A 22190-nucleotide genomic window follows, 5' to 3' on the forward strand; every position below is an offset into this window, starting at 1 on the left:
TCGTCATGACGCACAGCCGAACGGGGCAGGCCGCTCCGGTCCTGCCGAGGCCGGACGGCAAGGGCGACCGCACCCGGCGCCGCATCCTTGTGGCCGCCCGCAGGACCTTCGCCCAGTACGGCTACGAGCGGGCGACGATTCGGCTGATCGCCGACGCCGCCGAGGCGCACAAGTCGTCGGTCATGCAGTACTTCGGGACGAAGGAGCAGCTCTTCAAGGAGGCCGTACGCTTCGACATCCCGATCGACGAGCTGACCACTCCCGACCCTGCTTCGACCGCCGAGAACTATCTGCGGACCATGCTGGGCAGGTGGGCGTCGAGTCCGGACAGCCCGATGGCGGTCCTCGTGCGAACCAGCATGACCAGCGAGGAGGCCGCGGAGGAACTGCGCACCCTGGTGACCACCCAGTCCGTGGACGCCATCGCCGAGCACATCGACCTGCCCGACGCCCGGATCCGGGCCGGTCTGTTCTCCGTGATGATGCTGGGCATCGCCAGCGGCCGCTATCTGCTGCGCGTGCCGGACGTCAGCGAGCCGGACCTGGAGGACGTGGTGCGGGTGGCGGCACCGGTGATCCGCGCCCTGATCTCGGGCGAGCCGGAAGGGCGGGGGTGCGCCGAAACGGCCCTCGGACAGGCGGAGAAGGCGGAGACGGACGATGCGGAACAAGGGGAAGGGGAAGGGGAAGGGGAAGGGGAAGTGACGGTGAAAGGGGGAGCGGGCGCGGGCGCCGGGAACGGCGGCTGAGCCGGCCTCATACGCGCGCCCCTCCTCCGCGCACGGCCTCCAGACGACGCAGGGCCGCCGTCCAGGTGGCCCAGCAGTCCCCCCGCTCCGTGGGCAGCATGCACACCACCTCGGTGGCCCCGGAGCGTACGGACCGGTGGCGGCGGGCCGGAGCCGACAGGGAGTTGCCGGGGCCCGTTTCGACCAGGACGTACTCGCCGTCGTCGAGGAGTCCCGCCAGTGCCTGCCAGTACATCACCGGCTCGGCCATCTGCCGGGCCCAGAACGCCGGATCGACCGCTTCCTCCGCCCGGACCGGGAGACCGGTGCGGGCGGAACGGACCGTGATCCTCGGCGGGGCCGGCGACTCGGCGGCGACGGCCTCCTCGAAGACGAGCGCGGCCTCGTCGAGCACGGGCGAGTGGAACGGCTCATGCGCCCGCACCCGCCGTGTCACCAGTCCGGCGTCCCTGAGGGCGAGGTCGACCGTGCCGAGCAGTGTCTCCGGGCCTGCGAGCACGGTCTGCGCGGGGGCGTTGACCGCGCCGACGACCAGGCCCCGCTCCATGAGGTCGGGGTCCAGCCGGGACTCCACGTGCTCGGGAGTGGCGGCGACCGCGAGCAGTCCCCCGGCGGGCGCGGTCTCCAGGACCCGGCAGCGGGCCAGCATGATGCGGGCGGCTCCCGGCAGGTCGAACACGCCTGCCAGGGTGGCCGCCGCGAGTTCGCCGACGCTGTGTCCGAGCAGCACCGCGGGTCGCAGGCCGCGCTGCTGGAGCAACAGGCCCACCGCATAGCCGACGGCGAAGAGCAGCGGCTGTGCGCGCCGTCCCGCGTCGATGGGGAGGAGAGGGTCCGGCCCGAGCCAGTCGGCCCGGATCCGTCGTCCCTCCTCCCCCATCAGCTCCAGGAACTCGTCAACGATCACCCGGAAGTCGGGCTCCCGCTCGTACAGCGGTACGGCCATCCGCGCGTACTGGGCACCCTGCCCCGGCAGCAGCAGGGCGACGGGCCGTTCGTCTCCGAAGCGGTCGGCATCGGTCATCGGTCAGCTCTCCTGGGGGTCATCTGCGCCAGCTGCGGGACGGGCTGAACAGGGCCTGCCGTTCGGGGCGGCGCCAGCGGACCCGGGAGCGGTTCGGGGGGCCGTGGTCGTCCGCCGCGCGGGACAGGGCTGCCAGCAGGACCGCGGTCACCGCGGCGATCTCCTCCGGGGCGGCACGGCCCCGTACGACCAGCACCGCACGCCGGTCGCTCATTGCGGCGGGTTGCCGTGCTTGCGGTGGGGCAGCTCGGCGTGTTTCGCGTGGAGCATCGCCAGGGAGGCGATGAGGACCTGTCGTGTGCGGACCGGGTCGATGACCTCGTCGACCAGGCCTCGTTCGGCCGCGTAGTACGGATGCATGAGCTCGGACTTGTACTCCTTGACCTTGCGGGCCCGCACGGCCTCGGGGTCGTCGGCCTCGGCGATCTGGCGGCGGAAGATGACGTTGGCGGCACCTTCGGCGCCCATCACGGCGATCTCGTTCGTCGGCCAGGCGTAGGTGAGGTCGGCGCCGATGGACTGGCTGTCCATGACGATGTACGCGCCTCCGTACGCCTTGCGCAGGATCAGTGAGATCCGGGGCACGGTCGCGTTGCAGTAGGCGTAGAGGAGCTTCGCGCCGTGGCGGATGATGCCCCCGTGTTCCTGGTCGACGCCGGGGAGGAACCCGGGGACGTCCAGGAGCGTGACGATCGGGATGTTGAACGCGTCGCACATCTGCACGAAACGCCCGCCCTTTTCGGAGGCGTGGATGTCCAGGACGCCCGCCATGCTCTGCGGCTGGTTGGCGACGATGCCGACCACCTGACCGTCCAGCCGGGCCAGCGCGCAGATCAGGTTGCGCGCCCAGCGCTCGTGGATCTCGAGGTACTCGCCGTCGTCGACGAGTTCCTCGATGACCCGGGTCATGTCGTACGGCCGGTTGCCGTCCTCCGGCACCAGGGTCAGCAGGGACTCCGTCAGCCGGTCGGCGGGGTCGTCGCAGAACACCGACGGCGGGTTCTCACGGTTGTTGGGCGGCAGGAGGGAGAGCAGATGGCGCACGTCAGCGATGCAGGTCTCCTCGTCGTCGTACGCGAAGTGCGCCACGCCGCTGGTCTCGGCGTGCACGTCGGCGCCGCCGAGGCCGTTCTGGGTGATCTCCTCGCCGGTGACCGCCTTCACGACGTCCGGACCGGTGATGAACATCTGCGAGGTCTCGCGGACCATGAAGACGAAGTCGGTGAGGGCGGGCGAGTAGGCCGCGCCGCCGGCGCACGGGCCCAGCATCACGCTGATCTGCGGGATGACCCCGGACGCCTTGGTGTTGCGCTGGAAGATGCCCCCGTACCCGGCCAGGGCCGAGACGCCCTCCTGGATCCGGGCGCCCGCGCCGTCGTTCAGCGACACCAGGGGCGCCCCGGCGGCCAGCGCCATGTCCATGATCTTGTGGATCTTCGTGGCGTGGGCCTCGCCCAGCGCGCCGCCGAAGATGCGGAAGTCGTGGGCGTACACGAAGACCGTACGGCCCTCCACCATGCCCCAGCCGGTGATGACACCGTCGGTGTACGGCTTCTTGGTGTCCAGGCCGAATCCGGTGGCCCGGTGCCGGCGCAGGGACTCGACCTCGTGGAAGGACCCGTCGTCGAGAAGCAGTTCGATGCGCTCCCGGGCGGTCAGTTTCCCCTTGGCCTTCTGCGCCTGGGTCGCCTGTTCGCTCGGGCCGCGCAGGACCCGCTCCCGCAGTGCGTGGAGTTCGGCCACTCGTGCAAGCATGTCAGGCCGCTCCTTCGGCTCGCAGGACGGCCTCCACGGTCTGCTGCACCTGCTGGGCGTCACCGCTGCGCAGGGTGGACACGCCCGGCGCGATCCGTGCGCACAGACCGCCGAGCGCCTTGCCCGGCCCGACCTCGATGAACCGGTCCACACCGTCGGCGGTCATCCGGCGGACGGCGTCGGTCCACAGCACCCGGCCGGTGAGCTGGCCGAGCAGGAGCTCCTTCGCGTGCTCCGCGCCGCGCACCAGGACGCCACCGCTGCCGGAGTAGACGGGCAGCTCGGGATCGTGGAACGGGACGGCGTCGAGGGCCTCGGCGAACGCGTCGGCGACCCGGCCCATGAGGCTGCAGTGCGCGGGGCCGCCGATCCGCAGCGCGATCACTCTGTCCGCCCCGGCTCCGCCGACGAGTTCGCAGAGCCGGTCCACGCCGGCGAGCTGCCCGGAGACCACGACCTGGGTGGGATCGTTGTGGTTGGCGATCTCCACCACGTCACCGGTCTCGGCCGCGGCCCGCAGGCAGAACTCCTCGACCTGGGGCAGGGTCAGGCCCAGCACGGCGGCCATCCGGCCCGGGACCTGCTCGGTGACCGAGGTCATCAGCTCACCGCGGGTGCGCACCAGCCGCAGCGCGGACCGCCAGTCGAGGACACCCGCGCACACCAGCGCGGAGACCTCGCCGAGGCTGTGGCCCGCCACGGCGTCCGGGGTCAGCCCGTGGTGGCGCAGCACGTCGAGCGCGGCCACGCTGCACAGCAGCATGGCCGGCTGGGTGATCCGCATGTCGGCCAGCGCTTCGGCCGGCCCTTCCCAGCACAGGGCGGAGAACGGGAAGCCGAGGATGTCGTCGGCGGGCCCGTAGTACGTGTCCTGCAGGTGCGGCCACTGTTTGACGAGATCGAGACCCATGCCGACGCGCTGCGAACCCTGGCCGGGGAACACGAAGGCGGTTCTGCCCATGGGAATCCCTCCTTCCTTGTCGGGGTGCCGGACCCGGCTCACAGGAGCGTGCCGCCGGTGGCGTCGAGGAAGGCGCCGGTGATCCAGCGAGCGTCGTCGGAGGCGAGGAAGGCCACCACACCGGCGATGTCCGCGGGCCGGCCCACCCGGCCGAAGGCGGACAGCTGCGCCATGAACTCCACCGCCTGCGGGTTGGCGAAGATCTCGCCTCCGTTGTCCGTGATGCCGGGGGCGACGCTGTTCACGGTGATGCCACGGCCGGCCAGGTGCTTGGCGTAGTGGCGGGCCAGGGTCTCCACGGCGCCTTTGGTCATCGCGTACGCGATCTCCTCGGGGTTGGCGAAGCGGGTGAGCCCGGAGGAGATGTTGATGATCCGGCCGCCGTCGCGCATGTTCGCCACGGCCCGCTGGATCACGAAGAAGGGGGCCTTGGCGTTTACCGCGACCAACCGGTCGAAGAGGTCGGGTGTGGTCTCCTCGGGGGTGACGCCGCCCATGATTCCCGCGTTGTTGACGACGATGTCGAGTTCGATGCCGCCGGTGTGCTCCTTCAGTCCTTCCTCGACGCCGTCGAACAGCGCGTCGACGTCGCCGGGCACACCGAGCGTGGCACGGACGGGGAAGGCCAGGCCGCCCGCCGCCCTGATGCCCGTGACGGTCTCCTCGGCCGCCTCCTTGTTCCGGGCGTAGTGCACGGCGACCAGCGCGCCCTCGGCGGCCAGCCGCTCGGCGACGGCCCGTCCGATGCCTCGGCTCGCGCCGGTGACCAGGGCGGTCTTGTTCGTCAGGGTTCCCATGTCGTTCCTCCTGAGGGTCGTTCGGGTCACGGGAGTGGAGCCTTCGGGGCGGGAGTCTTCGGGGCGGGAGGTGGCTCCGAACCAGCTCCGCAGTGCCTCCTCCAGCCCGTCGGTCGTGCCGGACTCGGACGTGGACGCCGTGTCTGCCCAGACCGTGTGTCCGTCCGGACGCACCAGCAGCGCACGGACCCCGGCGAGCGGGCCCTTTGTCGGGGCGTGTGCGATCACCACCCGCACCCGGTCCGCCCGGCGTGCCGCCCGTGCCCGCAGCTCCGTGTGGCCGGGCGCGTCCGGGTCGAGGTCGAGCAGCAGCCCCCGGGCCGGATGGAGCAGTCGCGCGGTGGAGAACGCCGTGCCGAGGCCGGTGCCCAGCTCCGTGATCGGCAGCCGGGCACCCAGCCAGGGCCGGCCGGGGTCTCCCTCCGGCTGGCGGACGTCCAGGCCGCTGATCATGTTCGCGAGCAGCTCCCCGGCCGAGTCGTGGCTGAGCAGTTCGCCCAGCACCGCGCGCAGGGGAGCCGTCTCCTCGCCGCCGAGCAGGACCGAGGCCTGGGCCGCGATGTTGCCGAGGACCCGGCGTCCGACCCGGTGCCGTTCGTCGTGGTAGCTGTCCAGCAGCCCGGGCGGAGCCCAGCCGCGGACCTCGGCGGCCAGTTTCCAGCCCAGGTTCACGGCGTCCTGCAGGCCGAGGTTGAGGGCTTGGCCGCCGACCGGCATCTGTGCGTGGGCGGCGTCCCCGGCAAGCAGCACCCGGCCCTGCCGGTAGCGTGCGGCCTGCCGGCCGGCGTCGCCGAAGGCGTTCACCCACAGCGGTGTGCCGGCCGAGAGGTCTTCGCCGGTGACCTCCCGCCATACGGCGGCGACCTCCGCGAACTCCGGTTCCGTGGCCCGGACCCGGGCGGGCCGTCCGAAGCGGTGGACCATCACCCGGGTCGCTCCGTCGGGGCGGCGGCCCGCGATGGCCAGGCCCTTGGGCAGCCGTTCGAAGCGGCGGTCCGGGATGTCGATGCCCGCGACATCCGCGCGCAGCAGCTCCCGGGTGGCGTCGTGGCCCGGGAAATCGATGCCGGCGAGCCGCCGTACGGCACTGTTCTCACCGTCGCAGCCCACGGCGTACCGAGCGGTCAGCCGGACCGTGCCGCGCGCGGCCCGTGCCGTGACCTCGACGCCGTCCGCCGACTGCCGTACGCCGGTGACCTCGTGGCCCGTGCGGACGTCGGCTCCCAGCTCGGTCGCCCACTCCAGCAGCAGCTCCCGCAAACGGGGCTGGGGCACCTTCCACTGACCGGGGTACGGGCTGTCGGTGGCGCCCAGGCCCAGCGGGAGGCCGCCGAAGTGGCCGCGCGGTTCGTTCGGGGGCGGTTGCGAGCCCAGGCGTTCCAACAGGCCGCGCTGATCGAGAAGTTCCATGGTGCGTGCGTGCAGGGTGGTGGCACGGGACTCCTGCGACGGTTCGGCGAGTTGTTCCAGGACGGTCACCTCGGCGCCGCCCAGGCGCAGTTCGCCCGCGAGCAGCAGGCCCACCGGGCCTCCGCCGACGACGATCACCTGTACGGTCACGGTCTCACTCCCACGGTCATGGCCGTCGCCTCGCGGCGGGCGGCGAAGTCCAGCGCCTCGCGCCAGCCGGCGCGGCGACGCAGCAGCTGCCGGTACTTGGTGGTGTCACCGCGCCGGTTCACCAGGAGCACTCCGGTGAGCCGGTCCCCCGAACCCGACAGCGCCACGAAACGGTGGCCGTCGACATCGCCGAAGATCTCGGTGTGCTCGGCATCCGGCACGCCGAGAAACTGGATCCGCACCCCGTACCAGTCCGACCAGAAGTAGGGGACGGTGGCGCACGTCTCGTTCGCGCCGAGCGCGTTGCGGGCGGCGATCCCGCCCTGTTCGGCGGCGTTGGTCCAGTGCTCCAGCCGCATCACACGCTCGAACAGCGGGTTGTACCAGCCGGCGGCGTCGCCCGCGGCGTAGACCCCCGGCAGGGAGGCGGCGAGGTCCGGGCCGCACACCACACCGTCGTCCAGGCGCAGTCCGGACCCGGCGAGCCATTCCACGGCGGGCCGCGCGCCGATCCCGGTGACGACCAGGTCGGCGTCGAGCGCGGTGCCGTCGGAGAGCACCACCCGGTCGGGCGCCACCTCGGCGACGCCCACCCCGCAGCGCAGGCCGGCACCGTGCGTGGTGTGCATCCGGGAGAGCAGCAGGCCGAGTTCCGGGCCCACGGCGCGGGCCAACGGGGTGGGCGACGCGTCGATCAGGGTGGTCTCGGCGCCCCGGGCGCGGGCCGCCGAGGCCACCTCCGCGCCGATGAACCCGGCGCCCACCACCACGACCCGGCGGGCACCGGCCAGCCGCTCACGCAGTGCGCGGGCGTCGGCCACCGTGCGCAGGCTCAGCACACCGCTTCGGTCCTCGGCGCCGGGCAGCCGCAGGGGCCGTACCCCGGTCGCGACGATCAGCCGGTCGTACGGCACCTGCCGACCGCCCGCCGCTACGGTGCGGGCCCTTGCGTCGAGCCCCTCGGCGGGCGCGCCGAGCAGCAGACGTACCCCCAACTCGTCTGTGAGCTCTGCTCGTTCGCGATAGTGCGGAACGGGAGGATCGAGGTCCGTGTGGTCGAGGAAGGACTTGGAGAGCACCGTACGGTCGTACGGCAGGTGGTTCTCCGCGCCGATCAGGGTGATCTCGCCGGTGAAGCCGGCCGTGCGGGCGCCCTCGACCGCGCGCAGGCCGGCCAGCGACGCACCGACCACGACCAGCCGTCGAATCCCGTGATGCCCCGTCACCGAGGTTTTCCCGCAAGGGCGTTGCTCAGGACGCGCAGCAGTATCCGAGGACGCAGCAGCGCGGTGCCCGGGTCGGCGAGGGAGAGCACCCGGATGAGAGCGTGGCTGACCACGGCGTCCTGTGCGGCGGCTCGCTGCACCAGACCGCTGTACGCCTGGATGAACCTGGTCTTCGGGGTCCGGTGGCCCTTCACCCCGGGAAAGCGCAGGTCGTTCACGGAGTTCGTGTCCCAGCAGGGGGCGATGGCCTCGCGGGCGAGGTCGCGCAGATAGGGCAGCGGGCGCGGTTCGGTCCCGTCGCGCAGATGACCGCGCAGGGTCAGGGCGCCCAAGGCGGCCATCGTCATCCCCTGCGCGTACACGGGGTTGAAGCTGCACACCGCGTCCCCGACGAGCAGCAGACCGTCGGGGAAGCGGGACAGTTTCTCGTAGCGGCGGCGCACACTCGCCGGGAAGCGGTGTGCCACCGGATCGCCCAGCGGCTCGGCCTGTTGGGTCACCTCGTAGAGGTCGGGTACCGGAAGGGACTTGGCGTACGCCTCGAACTCGCCGGGGTCGGTCGGCGGCATGTCGCCGAGCACACCGTTGACGGTGAGCTGGATCCGTCCCCGCTCGATCTGGGCGCAGATGCCGCCCCGCGGGTTCTCCGGCGAGGCGATGACGATGATCGCCCGTCCGTCGTAACGGGCCCCGGGCCGCACCCGGTACTCGCGGGTCGCGTATCCCACGCCGATCTCCAGCCTGTCCTCCTGGACCTGGGGATAGCCCAGCGCGGTGAGCCAGGACGGGGTGCGGGTGCCCCGGCCCATCGCGTCGACCACGAGATCGGCCTCGATCTCCCGCTCGGTGCCGCCTGTCGCCCGGTCGCGGACCCGGGCACCGTCGACCCGGCCGTGGCCGGGCGCGGTGGTCAGCGCGGTGACCTCGTGGGCCTCCAGGAGGGTCACCCCGGGCAGCTCCCGCACCCGTGCGCGAATGCGGGACTCCAGGAAGGGGCGGCTGGACGCCACCGTCACCAGGGTGCTGGGGGCCTTCCTCAACGGTCGGGCGCCGAAGAACCAGTCACCGCGCGCCACGGTGTCCTCGACCGGGGCGCCCTCCCCGGCCATCTGTTCGGTGAAGCCGGGGAACAGCTCTTCCAGAGCCTGCTGGCCCCGGGGCGACAGACCGTGGATCTGCCGCCCCTGCGGGACCCCTCGGCGTGGCCCCGGTCCCCCGGACAGCTCGTCGCGGTCGACCACGGTCACCCGCGTGTACGCCTCCGACAACACCCGCGCGGCCAGCAGCCCCGCGATACTGCCGCCCAGCACCAGGGCATGGTCGCCGACCCGGTCCGCCATGGCGGTCACCTCCTCGCTTCGCGTGTGGAATCCCGGGACCCGAGGGCCCGTTGTGGGCCCGACGGGCCCGGTCAGCCGGCCTGGGAGTGGTCGCGGCGCAGCAGCGCCCCGACGGGGCAGACCCGCACGGCCCGTTCGGCGGCCGGTTCCTGCCCGGACGGAACCTCTGCGGACGGGTCGTAGAGCACGACGAGATCGCCCTCGTCGTCGAGCCGGAACAGCTCCGGTGCGGCCTCCTCGCACAGGCCATGCCCCTCGCACCGGCCGAATTCGACAGACAGCTTCATGCGTCGGCGCTCCTCGTGATCATGTGTCGGCGCTCCTGTGCCGTGCGGGAGCCGGGTTCTCAGGGGTGCAGCACGACGGGCAGGGTCTCGATGCCGCGGATGGTGTTGTGCAACCGCCAGGTCGGCGCACCCACCTCGATTCGCCGCACCTTGCGCAGCAGCGCGTCCAGCAACGAGAGGCCCTCCAGCCGCGACAGCGCCTGGCCCACACAGCCGTGGATGCCGTGGCCGAAGCCGAGGTGCTCGGCGGCGTTGGGGCGGGTGATGTCGAAGGTCTCCGGGTTGTCCCACTGCCGTTCGTCGCGGTTGGCGGAGCCGTACAGCAGGAGCATCCGCGAGCCCGCCTTGAGCTCGGCTCCGCCGAGGACCCGGTCCCTGGTCAGGAGCCGGGTGAAGCCGCGCAGCGGGGATTCGCTCCGGACGATCTCGTTGAACGCGTTGCCCGCCAGGGACGGTTCCGCCTTCAGCAGGTCCCACTGGCCGGGATGTTCACCGAACAGCCACAGCATGCTGGAGAGCGCGCTGACCGAGGTGTCCATCGAAGGGGCGAGGAAGTCGCCGAGCAGGGCGGGCAGCAGCTCGCCCGCGATCTTCCCGGCCTGGGCGTCCTCGACGAGCTGCGCTCCCCAGGAACCGGGACGCAGATTGCCCGGCACCGACATCCGGTGCAGGAACTCGCCCATCTCCTTCAGCAGCGGGAATCCCGCCATGGTGCGCTCGTTGAGCGGGCCGAAGGCGTTGAAGCCGGCTGCCGCCCAGTCGAGGAGCCGCTCCCGGCCCTCCTCGACCGGCCAGCCCAGCAGGTCGGGCACGATGGCCAGCGGGAACGCCTGCCCGAAGTCGGTGACGGCGTCGAACTCCCCGCGTGCGATCAGCTCGTCGACCAGCCGGTTCGCCCAGTCCTCCACGTACCCCTGGACCTCGCGCAGCGCCTTCGGGGTCAGATGGCGGGCGACCAGGCCCCGCACCAGGTCGTGGTACGGCGGGTCGCTGGTGAGGCTGCTGCCGTGCTGGGCCTTGTTCAGCTGTTCGGTGATGCCGACGCCCTCGCCGGAGATGAACGACTCGTGGTCGTGCAGCGCCTCGTAGACCTCCTGGTAGCGGGCGGCGACCGACACACCGTACTGGTCGAGCCGGACCACGGGCCCCAGGTCGCGCAGGGTGCGGTAGGCGTCGTAGGGATTGAGGATCGACTCGTCGGTGTACGGATCGATGTCGGACGCGGGTATCTGGGTCAACAGCATGAGGGACTCCTGGTGGAGAAGCTCCTGATGAGGGGCTGGGGCGGCGGTGGATCAGCGACGGCTCTCGGCGTACGCCTTCGCGTGGCCGAGGGTGGCGCGGCTGTTGCCGCTGAGGGCCGCGCGGATGAATTCGTGTGCCTCGGCGATGCCCGCGTCGGGGCCGAGGATGGAGGCGATGTTCGCGGTGTTGACCGCGACCGTGTGCTGAGAGGTGGCGCGCACGCCGTTCCCGTCCTCCTCGAGAAGCCAGTAGCCGGTGTGCAGGGTCATCAGGGCCGGCAGGGTGGTCTGCTTGTAGACGATCCGCTGGTGCGGGAAGCAGACCCGGACGGAGGCGGTGGTGTGGGTCGAGCCGTCCTTGGTACGGGTGTCCATCTCCAGGGTCTGCAGGCCGGGCGCCGGTTCGCCGAGCCGGACCGAGGCCACGTGCGGCAGCCGCTCCTGCCAGAGATTCGCCTCGTTGAGAAAGTCGTAGACGTCCTTGGCCGATCCGTCGATCGGCACGCTGTCCTCGAACGACAGCAGGACCCCGCTGTCGCCGGCCACCAGTTCCACGTTGGTCTTGAGGGCGGCCAGCTCTGTCCGGGAGTTGCGGTCCACCGCCTGGTCGATCCAGGCGAGCGCCTCGGGGTCGTCGCCGACCGCCCGGTAGTCGTGCAGCAACCGGACCCGGCTGGTGTCGGCCGACAGTTCCTCGATGATCCAGCTGCCGCCCATGGCGGCGACGGGGGGTGCGGAGACCTCCTGCCGGAAGTCGATGCGCAGCGTGTCCGGATGGAGGGTGCGGCGCGAGGTCCAGTTCTTGGGCTCGCCGTTGGCGGTGGCCCAGATACGGATGCGTTCGTCGGCGCCGTGGCGTTCGAGCTGCTCGGCGTGGACGGTCGGGGGGAAGATCCGCGGCCAGTTGGCCACGTCGGCGATGAGCCGGTGGACGTCGGCGGCCGGGGCGGACACGGTGATCTCGTGTTCGACCTCGCGCAGGCCTTGCTGGGGCATGGGGGTTCGACTCCTCGCTGGGAACGGTGGCTGACGTCTGGCTCAGAAGTTGCCGAGGCCGCCGCAGACGTTGAGGGCCTGCGCGGTGATGGAGGCGGCCACGTCCGAGGCCAGATAGCCGACGAGGCCCGCCACCTCCTCGGGAGTGGAGTAGCGGCCGAGCGGGATCTTGGCCTGGAACTTCTCGAGGATGGCGTTCTCGGTCGTGTCGTACGCCGCCGCGTAACCGGCGCGCACCCGCTGCGCCATGGGCGTCTCCACGTACCCGGGGCAGACGGCGTTGACGGTGATGCCGGTGGGGGCGAGTTCGTTGCCGAGGGCCTTGGTGAAACCGACGACACCGTGCTTGGAGGCCGAGTAGGGGGCGGCGAGGACGACGCCCTGCTTGCCGGCGGTGGAGGCGATGCTGATGATGCGGCCGCGGTCCTTGTGGCGCATGCCGCCGGTGGTGAGGGCCTCCCTGGTCATCCGGAAGACACTGTTGAGATTGGTGTCGATGACATCGGCCCACAGCTCGTCGGCGAGGTCGGCGGTGACCCCGCCGCCGCTGCGGCCGGCGTTGTTCACCAGCACGTCGACCGTGCCGAAGGTGTCGACCGCACTCCGCACGAAAGCCCGTATGTCGTCCGCCGACCGCACGTCGCAGGCCCTGCCGTCGACGGTCAGGCCCTCCTCGTTCAGTTCCTTGACGGTGGCCGTGACGGATTCCTCCGTCCGTGCGCAGAGGTAGATCCGGTGGCCCTGCGCGCCCAGCGTCCTGGCCACGGCGAGGCCGATACCACTGGTCGCACCGGTGACCAGGGCGACCCGCTGCTGCTCGGTCATGTTCACTCCAGACTTCTCTTATGGGTGAGGGGGTGCCTCAGGCGCGGGTGGCCAGCAGCAGCGCGTTGACGGCGTCGACCAGACGGCGGGGGGTCTCGGCGTCGATGAGGGTCTCGTCCTCCAACTCGATGCCGTACTCGCGGCTGATGCGCGCGCCGGTCTCCAGCAGGGCCAGCGACTCGTAGCCGAGGTCCACGAACGTGACATCGTCGATGTCGCTGTCGAGGTCGAACTCCTCACCCGCGCCCTCACGGAGGATGCGGCGGAGGTCGTTCAGGGTGAACATGTTGGCGGTCATGAGGACCGGTCCTTTCGTCGAGCGGGTCGTCGGGCGTCGGATCAGTCGGCGGCGCGCACCAGGAGGGCCGAGTTGAACCCGCCGTAGCCACGGGCGATGACCAGGGCGGTGCGGATCGTGGCGGCGCGGGGGGCACCGGTGACGAGGTCGAGGCCGTACGCGGGGTCGGCGGTCACGTTGACGGTGGGCGGGATCAGACCGTCCCGGATGGACAGCAGGGCCGCCGTCACGTCGAGCGAGCCCGCCCCGGAGTAGAGGCGGCCGGTCATGGTCTTGGGTGCGGTCACCGGGACCAGGCCGGTGCCGAACACCTCGTTGATCGCGGCGGCCTCGGCCCGGTCCAGGTCGGGCACGCCGGCCGCGTCCGCGAAGACCAGGTCCACCTCGTCCGGCGCCACGCCCGCGTCGTCGAGGGCAAGACGCAGGGCGCGGGACAGCGCGGGCGGACGCCCGCTGCCGGGCCGGGGGTCGGTGGTCGCGCCGTAGCCCGCGATCTCGCCGTAGACCTCGGCGCCCCGCTCCCGGGCGTGCTCGGCGGCCTCCAGCACCAGCAGGGCACCGCCCTCGCCGGGCACATGGCCGCGCGCTCCGCGGTCGAAGGGCAGATAGGCCCTGCCGGGGTCGGTCGCGGTGCTCATCCGGTCGGCGGCCATCTGGGCCACCCACCCCCAGGGGCAGATGGAGCCGTCGACACCACCCGAGACCACCAGCTTGGTGCCCTTGCGGATCTGCCTGCGGGCCTGGGCGAGCGCGTCGAGTCCGCCCGCCTGGTCGCTGACGACGACCCCACTGGGGCCCTTCATGCCGTGCCGGATGGAGATCTGGCCGGTGTTGACGGCGTAGAACCAGGCGTACGACTGATAGGCGCTGACGTACTTGCCGCCTTTGCTCCACAGGTTCTCCAGCTCGCGCTGGCCGAACTCGAAGCCGCCGGCGGAGGCCGCGGTGATCACCCCGGCGTCGAATTCGGCGAGGTCTCCCTCCTTGACCCCGGCGTCGGCCAGCGCCCAGTCGGCGGCGGCCAGCGCGAGCCGGGTCATGTGGTCGGTCTGCGGGATGAGCCGGCTCTGCAGATGCTCCTTGGCGACGAAGCCGGGCACCTCACCGGCCAACCGCGCGGGGTACTGGGAGGCGTCGAACCGGCCGACCGGCCGGATACCGCTGACGCCCTGCCTGGTGGCCTCCCAGTAGGCGTCGGTGCCGAGGCCGTTGGGCGCGGTCACTCCCAGTCCTGTGACGACGACGGACGTGCTCATACGGTCCTCCTGTCGGGCCGAGCCAGGACCATCGCGCTCTGGAAGCCGCCGAAGCCGCTGCCCACGGTGAGCACGGAGTCGGTGCGCCACTCACGGGCGTTCAGCGGCACGTAGTCGAGGTCGAGGTCCGGGTCCGGGTTGTGCAGGTTGGCGGTCGGGGGCACCACGTTGTGCTCGATGGCCAGTGCCGACGCGGCGATCTCGACCGCGCCGATGGCGCCCAGCGAGTGGCCGATCATCGACTTGATGGAGCTGACCGGGACGCGGTACGCGTGCTCGCCGAGGGTGGTCTTGAACGCGGCCGTCTCATGGCGGTCGTTCTGCTTGGTGCCCGAACCGTGGGCATTGACGTAGTCGATGTCATCGGGGTTCATCCGGGCCTCGTCGAGCGCCACCCGGATCGCCTCGGCCATCTCCGCGCCGTCCGAGCGGAGCCCGGTCATGTGGTACGCGTTGCACCGGGAGGCGTAGCCGCAGATCTCCGCGTAGATGTGCGCGCCGCGCGCCCGGGCGCTTTCCAGTTCCTCCAGGACGAACCCGGCCGAGCCCTCGCCGAGCACGAAGCCGGTACGGCTGCGGTCATACGGTCGGGAGGCGTGCTCGGGGTCGTCGTTGTAGGTGGAGGTCGCCTTGATGGCGTCGAAGCAGGCCACGGTGATCGGCGAGATGGGGGCCTCGGTCGCGCCGGTGAGCGCGATGTCGGCGGCGCCCTCCCGGATCAGCTCGGCCGCGTACCCGACCGAGTCGATCCCGGAGGTGCAGCCGGTTGAGACGACGCTGCTGGGGCCCTCCGCGCCCACCGCCCAGGCGACCTCGGTGGCGAACGAGCTGGGCACCAGGTGGTTGTAGAGGTACGGCGGGGCGTAGGTGTGGTCGACGAGGGTGAGGCGGCCGTCGTCGCTGACGGCGCGGTACTCGTTCTCCAGACTGATGGTGGCCCCTACCGCACTCCCGATGGTGACCGCGATCCGGGCCGGGTCCACGGCAGCCAGGTCGATACCGCTGTCGGCGACCGCCTCGCGGGCGGTGACGACCGCGAACTGCGCGGCCCGGTCCATCCGGCGGATCTCCTGCGCCTTGAGGCCGTGCTGCGCCGGGAAGAAGTCCACTTCGGCGGCGACCCGGGACCGGTAGCCCGTCGGGTCGAACGAGGACAGCGTGCGGGTGGCGGTGCGCCCGGCGGTCAGCAGGGACCAGAAGTCCTTCGCGCTGGTCCCGCCGGGTGCCACCACGCCGATGCCGGTGATGACTACACGTCGGCTCACTGGGAATCGCCCTCCTTCGGGTTCCACAGGTAGAAGCGCCGGGCCATCGCGTCCGACGGGGTCTGCCACGCGGGGTCGTACGGGTCGATGAAGGGCCGCAGGTCGGCGCTGATCCGCTGGAACCGGGGGTCGGTCCTGGCTTCCTCGATCGCCTCACCACCTCCGTCGTGGTCGAAGTCCTGGAGGTGGAAGTAGAGGCCCTGGTAGGAGAAGAGCTGGCGACGCCGGGTCCCCATCCGGTGGGGCATCTCGGTGGCGTCGAACGCGCCGAAGAGCTGGGCCACTTCGGCGGACGATTCCGGAGACATCCGGGCGACGATCAGAGTGCTGTGCATCCGTGTCCTCTTCGTGTTGTCCGTCGGGAATTTCCTGTGGGGGCGGAGCGGAGCGGATCAGCGCGGTGCGCCGAACCAGCGGTAAAGCTCCCGGGAAAGCTCACCGGCGCCCGGCGACACCCAGGCGACATGGCCGTCGGGGCGTACGAGCACGGCGTCGGCACCCGAGAGGGGGCTGCCCGGCTCCGGCTCGTGCGGGCTGCCGCTGAAGACGTCGACGCGCCCTGCCCAGCCGGATGCCGTCCTGCGCAGGGCGGCGCTGTCGGCGAGATCGAACAGAACCCCGCGGGCGGACCGCAGCAGTTCGGTGGTGCTGGTCTTCACCCCGCCGTCACCGGCGACCAGTTCCTGATGCGGGACACGGCGACCGAGCAACGGATGCTCGCCGGGCCCCACCTCGTAACGGATCTCCAGACCGGTGACCATGCGGGCCAGCTGGAGGGCCACCTCGGGCAGCGCGATCAGTTCGCCGAGCACATCGCGCAGCGGCTGCACCTCCTCGCCGCCGAGGAAGAGCAGCCCCTGGGCCCGGGTGTTCATCAGCAGCCGCTCACCGACCGGGTGCCGCTCCCTGTGGTAGCTGGAGAGCAGGCCGGGCGGGGCCCAGCCGCCGACGACGGAGGCGAGCTTCCAGCCGAGGTTGACGGCGTCCTGAAGACCGACGTTCATTCCCTGGCCGCCGGCCGGCAGATGGATGTGGGCGGCGTCCCCCGCCAGCAGCAGCCGTTCCCTGCGGTAGCTGGAGGTCTGGCGGCTGGCGTCGCTGAACGAACTGGCCCACACCGGGGTCGCCCCGCTGATGTCCTGCCCGGTGATCCGCTGCCAGGCCGCCGCCACGGCCGGGAAGTCGGCGGGCTCGCCGCGCACCGGGACGCCGTGCTCCTTGACGATGATCCGCTGCACACCGTCACCCAGCGGTGCGGCCATGGCGACCCCGCCGGTCAGCCGCTCGCCGAACGGCCGGGCCTCGATGTCGCAGTCCTTCAGGTCGGCGAGCATCATCTCGTACGTTCCGGATGTGCCCGGGAAGTCGAACCCGCCGAGTCGGCGGACCGTGCTGCGGCCACCGTCACAGCCGACGACGTAGGAGGTACGCAGCGACACAGGGCCGTCGGGGCCGACGGCGCGGACCTCGACGCCGTAGGGGTCCTGCTCGATCCCCACGACTTCGTGGCCGCGCCGGATGTCGGCGCCCAGTTCGGCCGCCCATTCGCCGAGCACCTCCTCGGTGCGGGACTGGGGAATGCCGTGGGAGGTGCGGTGCCGGCTGTCGAGCGGGCCGAAATCGACGAGCAGACCGCCGAAGTGCCCCATCGGGCTGGTCTGCACCTCGCCGAACCTCGGCAGCAGGCCCCGCTGGTCGAGCACCTCCATGGTCCGCACGGTGAACCCGAGTGCCCTCGACTGCCCGGTCGGCCCGGCCAGCCGCTCCAGTACGACGACAGGCACGCCGGCCAGTCGTAACTCACCGGCAAGCATCAGCCCGACAGGGCCCGCGCCCACCACGATCACCGCGCTGTCCATACGTCTGCCTCTCCTTCGGGTCCTCGGGAACTCGGTCACGGCGGGCCCGGCCCCCACGGCGGCACGACAACAGCCCCGAACGGTGAGGACCGTTCGGGGCTGCGCGGGGTCGTATGTGCGGGGCGGAGATGCCGAGGGATGCGGCGCCGCGAGAGGGGGGCCGCGCGGGCTGCGAAGACACAGCACCGGACTCTGGTATCCAGCTTCTTCGCATCCGGCCCGGGATACAAGATCGGTTCCGTCAGGGATCGGGCAGGGCACTGTCAAGGAATTCGCACGAATGACAGGGCCACGCAAATTACGCTGCCGACGCTGCGGGCCGCACGGCACCGCGTGAAGGAGCCCGCGGCCGGGTCCCTGGTGCTCGACGCGCAGGCGTGCCGGTCCTCGTGTCGGCCCTGAGGGTGATGGAGGCCGTCTGCCGGAAGGGGTCAGACCCCGAAGAGTCGAACCCCCTATGTAATAGTTTCTGTACTAGACTGGCTGCATGAAGTCATCCCGCCCCGGCGGCACGGAGAACATCTCCGTCTCGATGCCATCGGAACTCCTCGGCGCTCTGCGGACGCGCACCGGCAAGCGCGGCGTGTCCGCGTACGTGACGGCGGCGGTCCGGCATCAGCTGGCGATGGACGGCCTCGCCGAGATCGTCGCGGCCTACGAAGCCGAGCACGAACCATTGAGCGAGGCCGAAGTCCAGGCCGCGCAGCACGAGTTGTTCGGTGACGCACCGGCGCCGTACGCATCCGGCGACAGCGCCGCATGAAGGCACCCGCAGCCAGGTCTCTGGTTCTGGACTCCCAGGCTCTGTCGCTGCTCCTGCGCAACGACCGCCAGATGGTCACCCGGATCGAGGCCGCTCGGCGTGTAGGCGTGCCTGTCCTCGTGTCACCCCTCACCGTGGTGGAGGCCGTCTACGGCAAGACGGACACCGCCCGGCTCCACTGGGTTCTCTCCCGGCTTCAGGTCGAAGGCGTCACACAGGCGGACAGTCTCACCGCGGTGCAGCTGCTGAGCGACGCCGGTGGCCTGCACGGCCACAAGTACGCCATCGACGCTCTCGTCGCCGCGATGGCGCTCCGCTCCCCGACGCCTGTCCTCGTGCTGACCTCGGACCGCGACGACTGGTCGAACCTGTGCGGCGACCGCGTACAGATCAAGGACGTCTGACCGAGCGCGCGGGTGCGGTGGCCCCCTGGGTGGCGGCCCAGGAAGCGAGCAGGCGCAGGCCCCTCCTCGGAGGGCGAGCCTGGTTCAGCCGTGTAGACGGTGAGGGTGAGGCCGGGTTCGGCGGCCATCTCCAGGCCCTCGAAGGCGAGGGTGAACTCGCCGACCGTCGCGTGGTGGAAGCGCTTTACCCCGGTGCCGCGGTAGCGGACGTCGTGGGCGGCGAACTCGACCGCCGCCAGGCCGAATCGGGCCAGGCCATCGACCGGATCGGAACCACCGATGAGATCGCCCAGGCCGTCCTGTGGCTGAGCGGCCCCGGCGGCATCGGCTAAGTCATCGGCGTCGCCCTGCCCGTCGATGGCGGCTACGTCGCCCAGTTACCACCCGTCATTGCGCCGCGCGGACACCCGCGGCGCACGCCCCCGCACCCCTCACGTAGCACCCATATGAACCACCCGAACCCGCTGCCGTACCGATGTCGGCGCCTCCCGTTCCGCCCGGCCCTGCTCATCGGTGCCGGCGCCGCAGCCTTCGCCGCGATCGCCTACGCCGACCACCGCCCCGCAACCACCCGACCGACCGGACAGTCGTGCAGGACCGAGTCCACCCAGCCGGTCGCCGAGCAGGTCTTCCAAGACCCCGGCCACCGCGCCGCGGCCCACGATCATCCCCGCAGGCCACGCCCTGTGAATTGCTGTGAGCTGCCGGGTGCTCAGTGTGAGAGCAGCGCGCCGAGGTCGATCTTCCCGCTCTGCACTTGCGCGTCGTGGGGCTCGTTGAGTCCGCCGTCGGTGATGTACAGCCGCTTTCCGCGCACCGCGGTGGCGGTGGGCGAGGCGAGGCCGTCCGAAGCGGTCAGCACGGTCCTGGTGGTGCCGTTCGGGTAGACGACCGCGATCTGGTTCTGCGTGTTCAGCGCGGCGAACACGACGTTGGAGTGATCGCTGAGGAAGTTGAAGTCATCGATGCCGGTGAGGCCGCTGGCGACGGCGTGGACCCGGCCCGCAGCTCCGGTGGCGGTGACGGGGATCCGCAGCAGGGTTGCCTTGCTGAGGTTGGAGACCCATACGGCGCCGTTGTGGAAACGGAGTCCGTTCGCACCGTACGGCACGGGCGCGGATGCCTTGATCGCGAGGGCCGGGTGGACCAGCCACGCGGTCGCAAGGCCGCCGGAGACCGGCACGGACCAGACGGTGCCCATCTGGCTGTCGGCGACGTACAAGGTGCGCCCGGCCGGATCGATGGCCAGACCGTTGGGGACTCCGCCCGCGGGCAATGCCGCGATGCGGTGAGGAGTGCCGCCGGGCGGCAGTTTCCACACTCCGTTGCGGGAGGCGTCGGAGGACCACACGTTGTAGTAGACGGTGCCGTCGTGGCCGCGGGTGTTGCCGGTGATTCCGTCGCCCTTTTGCCCGGTGACCAGCACCGTGCGGTGCCCGGACGGTGCGATCCGTACCAGTGCCGGCCGTTCGCCCGCGGGGGTGCCCACCATGGAGACGGTCAGTGAATTGTCCGGGGCGACAGTGATGTTCTCGGGCACGTCGCCGGTGGCGAAGTCGAAGGCGGCCACGGTCTTCACGTGGGTGACGGCGGGCTGCGCGTCCGCGTGTCCGGTCGCGGCGGACGCGTACGGTGCCGAGACGATGATGGCTGCGGTCGCGGAGATCGCCGCGAGCTTGAATGGCTTCTTCATGGATTTGTCTTTCGTGTTCATTGCGCTCTTTCGTTCCTTGCGTCGGTGCCGCACGGGTATCGAGGTGTTCCGGGACTTGGTGGGCCCGGCCGGAGTGGGGCGTCAGTGGCGCTGACGACGTGCCTGATCGGCTGGGAGCCCCTGGTCGGGGATCGGGAAGCCGGCGTTGTCCAGGTTGAGCGAGTCCGGGTCGGGTCCGCCGCGTACGCCGGTGTCGAGGGCGTCGATCGCGGCCACCTCGTCGGGTGTCAGGGCGAAGTCGAAGACGTCGAAGTTCTCGGCGATGCGATGGGCTTTGACGGACTTGGGGATCGCGCAGAAGCCGTGGTCGAGGTGCCAGCGCAGTACGACCTGCGCGGGTGTCTTCGCGTACTTGTCGGCCAGGGCGGTGATGACGGGGTCTTCGAGTGGGTTGGTGTCGGCGCCCCGGTAGACGTAGGAGCCGCCGATGGGCGACCACGACTGGGTCAGGATGCCGTGGCTTTCGTTCGCTGCGCGCCACTCGCCCTGGGTGTAGTAGGGGTGCACCTGAATCTGGTTGACGGCCGGCACGATGTCGGTGCGGGAGATGAGTTCGTCGAGCTGTTTGGGCGTCTGGTTCGACACGCCGATCGCACGGACGCGCCCTTCGGCGAGGAGCTTCTCCGCCGCCTTGTACGCCGCGATCGTCCTCTCGAAGTCGGACGGCAGCGGCTGGTGCAGCAGCCACAGGTCGAGCTGCTCGATGCCCAGCTTGCGCAGACTCACGTCGAAGGCCCGCAGCGCGGAGTCGTAGCCGTAGTCGCTGATCCACACCTTGGTCGTCACGAAGATCTCGGAACGGTCCACGTCGGAGCGGGCGATCGCCTCGCCGACCTCCCGCTCGTTGAAGTAGGCGGCGGCGGTGTCGATCAGCCGGTAGCCGTCGTGCAGCGCGGTCAGGACCGCGTCGGTGGTCTCCTCGGGGGCGCTCTGGTAGACGCCGAGTCCCAGGGCGGGAATCCGTACGCCGTTGTTCAGGGTGATGAGTGAGTTCGTTGCGGTCATGGTTCGGTCCAATCGTGGTGGGTGCGCGCAGCCCGCATGCGGACGCGAGGGGGACGCGGGCTCAGTCGGCAGAGACCGCTGTGGGCAGTTCGACGTCTGTGAGATCGGCGCAGTACGTCAGCAGCCGGTCCTGCACCTCAAGCGACTGCGTCGCCGGGTGCGGAGGGCGGGGCTGCTGGTGGTGGAAGTAGCGGCCGGTGACCGCCGCCGCGTCGTCGCCGGCCGCCGGCCAGGCCTGGGTACGCGTGGGAGCCTTGCCACGGCCGTGTCGTCCATTGCGGGTCCCGCAGTGTGGCTTCGCCGCTGTGGTGCATGCCGGAGCTGAGAGAGACGAGCCGTCGGGGCGGGGTGATCAGCGCCGTGAGGAGGTAGGGCGCCAGCACGTTGACTGCGAAGACGTCCGAGGGGCCGTCCTCGGTCTCCACCCTGCCTCGCCCGTAGTAGCCGACGCCGGCGTTGTGGATGACCGCGTCGAAGGTGCCCAAGTCGTTGACCTGGGTGGCAACATCGCGGGTCTGGGCGATGCTGGAGAGGTCACCGACGGCGACGCCCGCGTTGTCCGGGAGCGCGGCGTGTGCGTCGCGGGCCCGGGTGTCGTTGCGTGCGTGGAGCGCCACCGTGTGGCCCTGCCGCAAGAGCAGTTGGGCGGCCATCAGGCCGAGGCCGTCGGTGGAACCGGTGATGAAGATGCGAGCCATTCACGTTCGGGTGCGCGGCGTGTTCCGCGACGGCTTCGGGCGAGGCCCAGCGTCGACGATGTAGAAGGTGTCGGGCTCGTCCGACTGCTGGTAGAGGTCGTAGTAGAGGCATCCGGCCTCGGCGCAGATGATGTGGCGCTCTGCCGACTTGACCGTGGTCATGT

The 22190-nt window shown here is 71.0% G+C and carries 24 protein-coding genes and 1 pseudogene; 4 read left to right on the plus strand and 21 right to left on the minus strand.

The genetic code is table 11. The features are described from left to right. The first annotated feature begins 5 nt into the window (after positions 1-5). Entirely contained in the window at positions 6-749 is a 744-nt protein-coding gene (locus tag ABZ855_RS24545; protein ID WP_360810159.1) for a TetR family transcriptional regulator, read from the plus strand. Between the two features lie 7 nt (positions 750-756). Here the strand turns inward: ABZ855_RS24545 and ABZ855_RS24550 are convergent, their stop codons facing one another. The 16 genes from ABZ855_RS24550 to ABZ855_RS24625 all read right to left on the minus strand — a co-directional run bounded on the left by ABZ855_RS24550 (position 757) and on the right by ABZ855_RS24625 (position 17442). Continuing rightward, positions 757-1773, minus strand: coding sequence for an acyltransferase domain-containing protein (locus ABZ855_RS24550; protein WP_360810161.1), 1017 nt, complete (start codon positions 1771-1773; stop codon positions 757-759). Positions 1774-1792: 19 nt separating this feature from the next. After that, on the minus strand, positions 1793-1987 hold the full coding sequence (locus ABZ855_RS24555) for an acyl-CoA carboxylase epsilon subunit (RefSeq protein ID WP_360810163.1): 195 nt from the start codon (positions 1985-1987) through the stop codon (positions 1793-1795). After that, the gene (locus ABZ855_RS24560; RefSeq protein ID WP_360810165.1) at positions 1984-3528 is read right to left on the minus strand and encodes an acyl-CoA carboxylase subunit beta; all 1545 of its coding nucleotides are present in this window, start codon (positions 3526-3528) and stop codon (positions 1984-1986) included. Before ABZ855_RS24560 ends, ABZ855_RS24555 begins: the two co-directional genes overlap by 4 nt. 1 nt (position 3529) lies before the next feature. Then, positions 3530-4489 (minus strand): ACP S-malonyltransferase, encoded by a 960-nt coding sequence (gene fabD, locus ABZ855_RS24565; RefSeq protein ID WP_360810166.1) that lies wholly within the window; start codon positions 4487-4489, stop codon positions 3530-3532. 38 nt (positions 4490-4527) lie between these two features. Then, positions 4528-6846 carry an SDR family oxidoreductase gene (locus ABZ855_RS24570; RefSeq protein ID WP_360810168.1) on the minus strand — a complete coding sequence of 773 codons (2319 nt, stop codon included), beginning with the start codon at positions 6844-6846 and terminating at the stop codon, positions 4528-4530. Next, positions 6843-8072: an FAD-dependent oxidoreductase gene (locus tag ABZ855_RS24575; RefSeq protein WP_360810170.1), complete on the minus strand. Its 1230-nt coding sequence runs from the start codon at positions 8070-8072 to the stop codon at positions 6843-6845. Before ABZ855_RS24575 ends, ABZ855_RS24570 begins: the two co-directional genes overlap by 4 nt. After that, the gene (locus ABZ855_RS24580; protein WP_360810172.1) at positions 8069-9412 is read right to left on the minus strand and encodes an FAD-dependent monooxygenase; all 1344 of its coding nucleotides are present in this window, start codon (positions 9410-9412) and stop codon (positions 8069-8071) included. The genes ABZ855_RS24575 and ABZ855_RS24580 overlap by 4 nt, the downstream gene beginning before the upstream one ends. Positions 9413-9483: 71 nt before the next feature. Next, positions 9484-9699 carry a ferredoxin gene (locus ABZ855_RS24585; RefSeq protein ID WP_360810174.1) on the minus strand — a complete coding sequence of 72 codons (216 nt, stop codon included), beginning with the start codon at positions 9697-9699 and terminating at the stop codon, positions 9484-9486. Between the two features lie 59 nt (positions 9700-9758). Then, complete coding sequence (locus ABZ855_RS24590) at positions 9759-10943, minus strand: cytochrome P450 (protein ID WP_360810176.1); 1185 nt, start codon at positions 10941-10943, stop codon at positions 9759-9761. Positions 10944-10994: 51 nt separating this feature from the next. Next, positions 10995-11939, minus strand: a complete 945-nt coding sequence (locus tag ABZ855_RS24595; protein ID WP_360810178.1) for an aromatase/cyclase — start codon at positions 11937-11939, stop codon at positions 10995-10997. Between the two features lie 42 nt (positions 11940-11981). Then, positions 11982-12764 (minus strand): 3-oxoacyl-ACP reductase FabG, encoded by a 783-nt coding sequence (gene fabG / locus ABZ855_RS24600; RefSeq protein WP_360810180.1) that lies wholly within the window; start codon positions 12762-12764, stop codon positions 11982-11984. Positions 12765-12801: 37 nt separating this feature from the next. Next, a complete protein-coding gene (locus tag ABZ855_RS24605; RefSeq protein WP_360810182.1) occupies positions 12802-13062 on the minus strand; it encodes an acyl carrier protein in 261 nt (86 codons plus the stop codon). A gap of 41 nt (positions 13063-13103) precedes the next feature. After that, entirely contained in the window at positions 13104-14318 is a 1215-nt protein-coding gene (locus tag ABZ855_RS24610; protein ID WP_360810184.1) for a ketosynthase chain-length factor, read from the minus strand. Beyond that, positions 14315-15583 carry a beta-ketoacyl-[acyl-carrier-protein] synthase family protein gene (locus ABZ855_RS24615; protein WP_360810186.1) on the minus strand — a complete coding sequence of 423 codons (1269 nt, stop codon included), beginning with the start codon at positions 15581-15583 and terminating at the stop codon, positions 14315-14317. The genes ABZ855_RS24610 and ABZ855_RS24615 overlap by 4 nt, the downstream gene beginning before the upstream one ends. Further along, positions 15580-15918, minus strand: coding sequence for a TcmI family type II polyketide cyclase (locus ABZ855_RS24620; protein WP_360810188.1), 339 nt, complete (start codon positions 15916-15918; stop codon positions 15580-15582). Before ABZ855_RS24620 ends, ABZ855_RS24615 begins: the two co-directional genes overlap by 4 nt. Before the next feature lie 57 nt (positions 15919-15975). Continuing rightward, the gene (locus ABZ855_RS24625; RefSeq protein ID WP_360810190.1) at positions 15976-17442 is read right to left on the minus strand and encodes an FAD-dependent monooxygenase; all 1467 of its coding nucleotides are present in this window, start codon (positions 17440-17442) and stop codon (positions 15976-15978) included. A 487-nt stretch (positions 17443-17929) separates the two neighbouring features. Between ABZ855_RS24625 and ABZ855_RS24630 the strand changes: the two genes are divergently transcribed. Together ABZ855_RS24630 and ABZ855_RS24635 are read left to right on the plus strand one after the other, a co-directional pair. Beyond that, positions 17930-18205, plus strand: coding sequence for a hypothetical protein (locus ABZ855_RS24630; RefSeq protein ID WP_037678561.1), 276 nt, complete (start codon positions 17930-17932; stop codon positions 18203-18205). Then, entirely contained in the window at positions 18202-18609 is a 408-nt protein-coding gene (locus ABZ855_RS24635; protein ID WP_360810192.1) for a PIN domain-containing protein, read from the plus strand. Before ABZ855_RS24630 ends, ABZ855_RS24635 begins: the two co-directional genes overlap by 4 nt. On the opposite strand, the pseudogene ABZ855_RS24640 reads toward ABZ855_RS24635, so the two are convergent. Beyond that, positions 18596-18833, minus strand: a pseudogene (locus tag ABZ855_RS24640) (transcriptional regulator); the annotation flags it as partial. The gene ABZ855_RS24635 and the pseudogene ABZ855_RS24640 sit on opposite strands and share 14 nt — an antisense overlap. On the opposite strand from ABZ855_RS24640, the gene ABZ855_RS24645 reads away from it, so the two are divergent. After that, positions 18783-18941 (plus strand): hypothetical protein, encoded by a 159-nt coding sequence (locus tag ABZ855_RS24645; protein ID WP_360810194.1) that lies wholly within the window; start codon positions 18783-18785, stop codon positions 18939-18941. The pseudogene ABZ855_RS24640 and the gene ABZ855_RS24645 overlap by 51 nt on opposite strands. A 380-nt stretch (positions 18942-19321) precedes the next feature. On the opposite strand, the gene ABZ855_RS24650 is transcribed toward ABZ855_RS24645, so the two are convergent. From ABZ855_RS24650 to ABZ855_RS24665, 4 genes are all read right to left on the minus strand, one after another. Further along, positions 19322-20302: a hypothetical protein gene (locus ABZ855_RS24650; RefSeq protein WP_360810196.1), complete on the minus strand. Its 981-nt coding sequence runs from the start codon at positions 20300-20302 to the stop codon at positions 19322-19324. Between the two features lie 102 nt (positions 20303-20404). Beyond that, entirely contained in the window at positions 20405-21328 is a 924-nt protein-coding gene (locus tag ABZ855_RS24655) for an aldo/keto reductase (protein WP_360810198.1), read from the minus strand. 137 nt (positions 21329-21465) lie between these two features. Continuing rightward, entirely contained in the window at positions 21466-22026 is a 561-nt protein-coding gene (locus ABZ855_RS24660; protein WP_360810199.1) for an SDR family NAD(P)-dependent oxidoreductase, read from the minus strand. Continuing rightward, positions 22027-22188, minus strand: coding sequence for a hypothetical protein (locus tag ABZ855_RS24665; RefSeq protein WP_360810201.1), 162 nt, complete (start codon positions 22186-22188; stop codon positions 22027-22029). Positions 22189-22190: the final 2 nt, after the last annotated feature.

The sequence above is a fragment of the Streptomyces sp. NPDC047042 genome, assembly GCF_040644035.1.
Classification (GTDB): Bacteria; Actinomycetota; Actinomycetes; order Streptomycetales; family Streptomycetaceae; genus Streptomyces.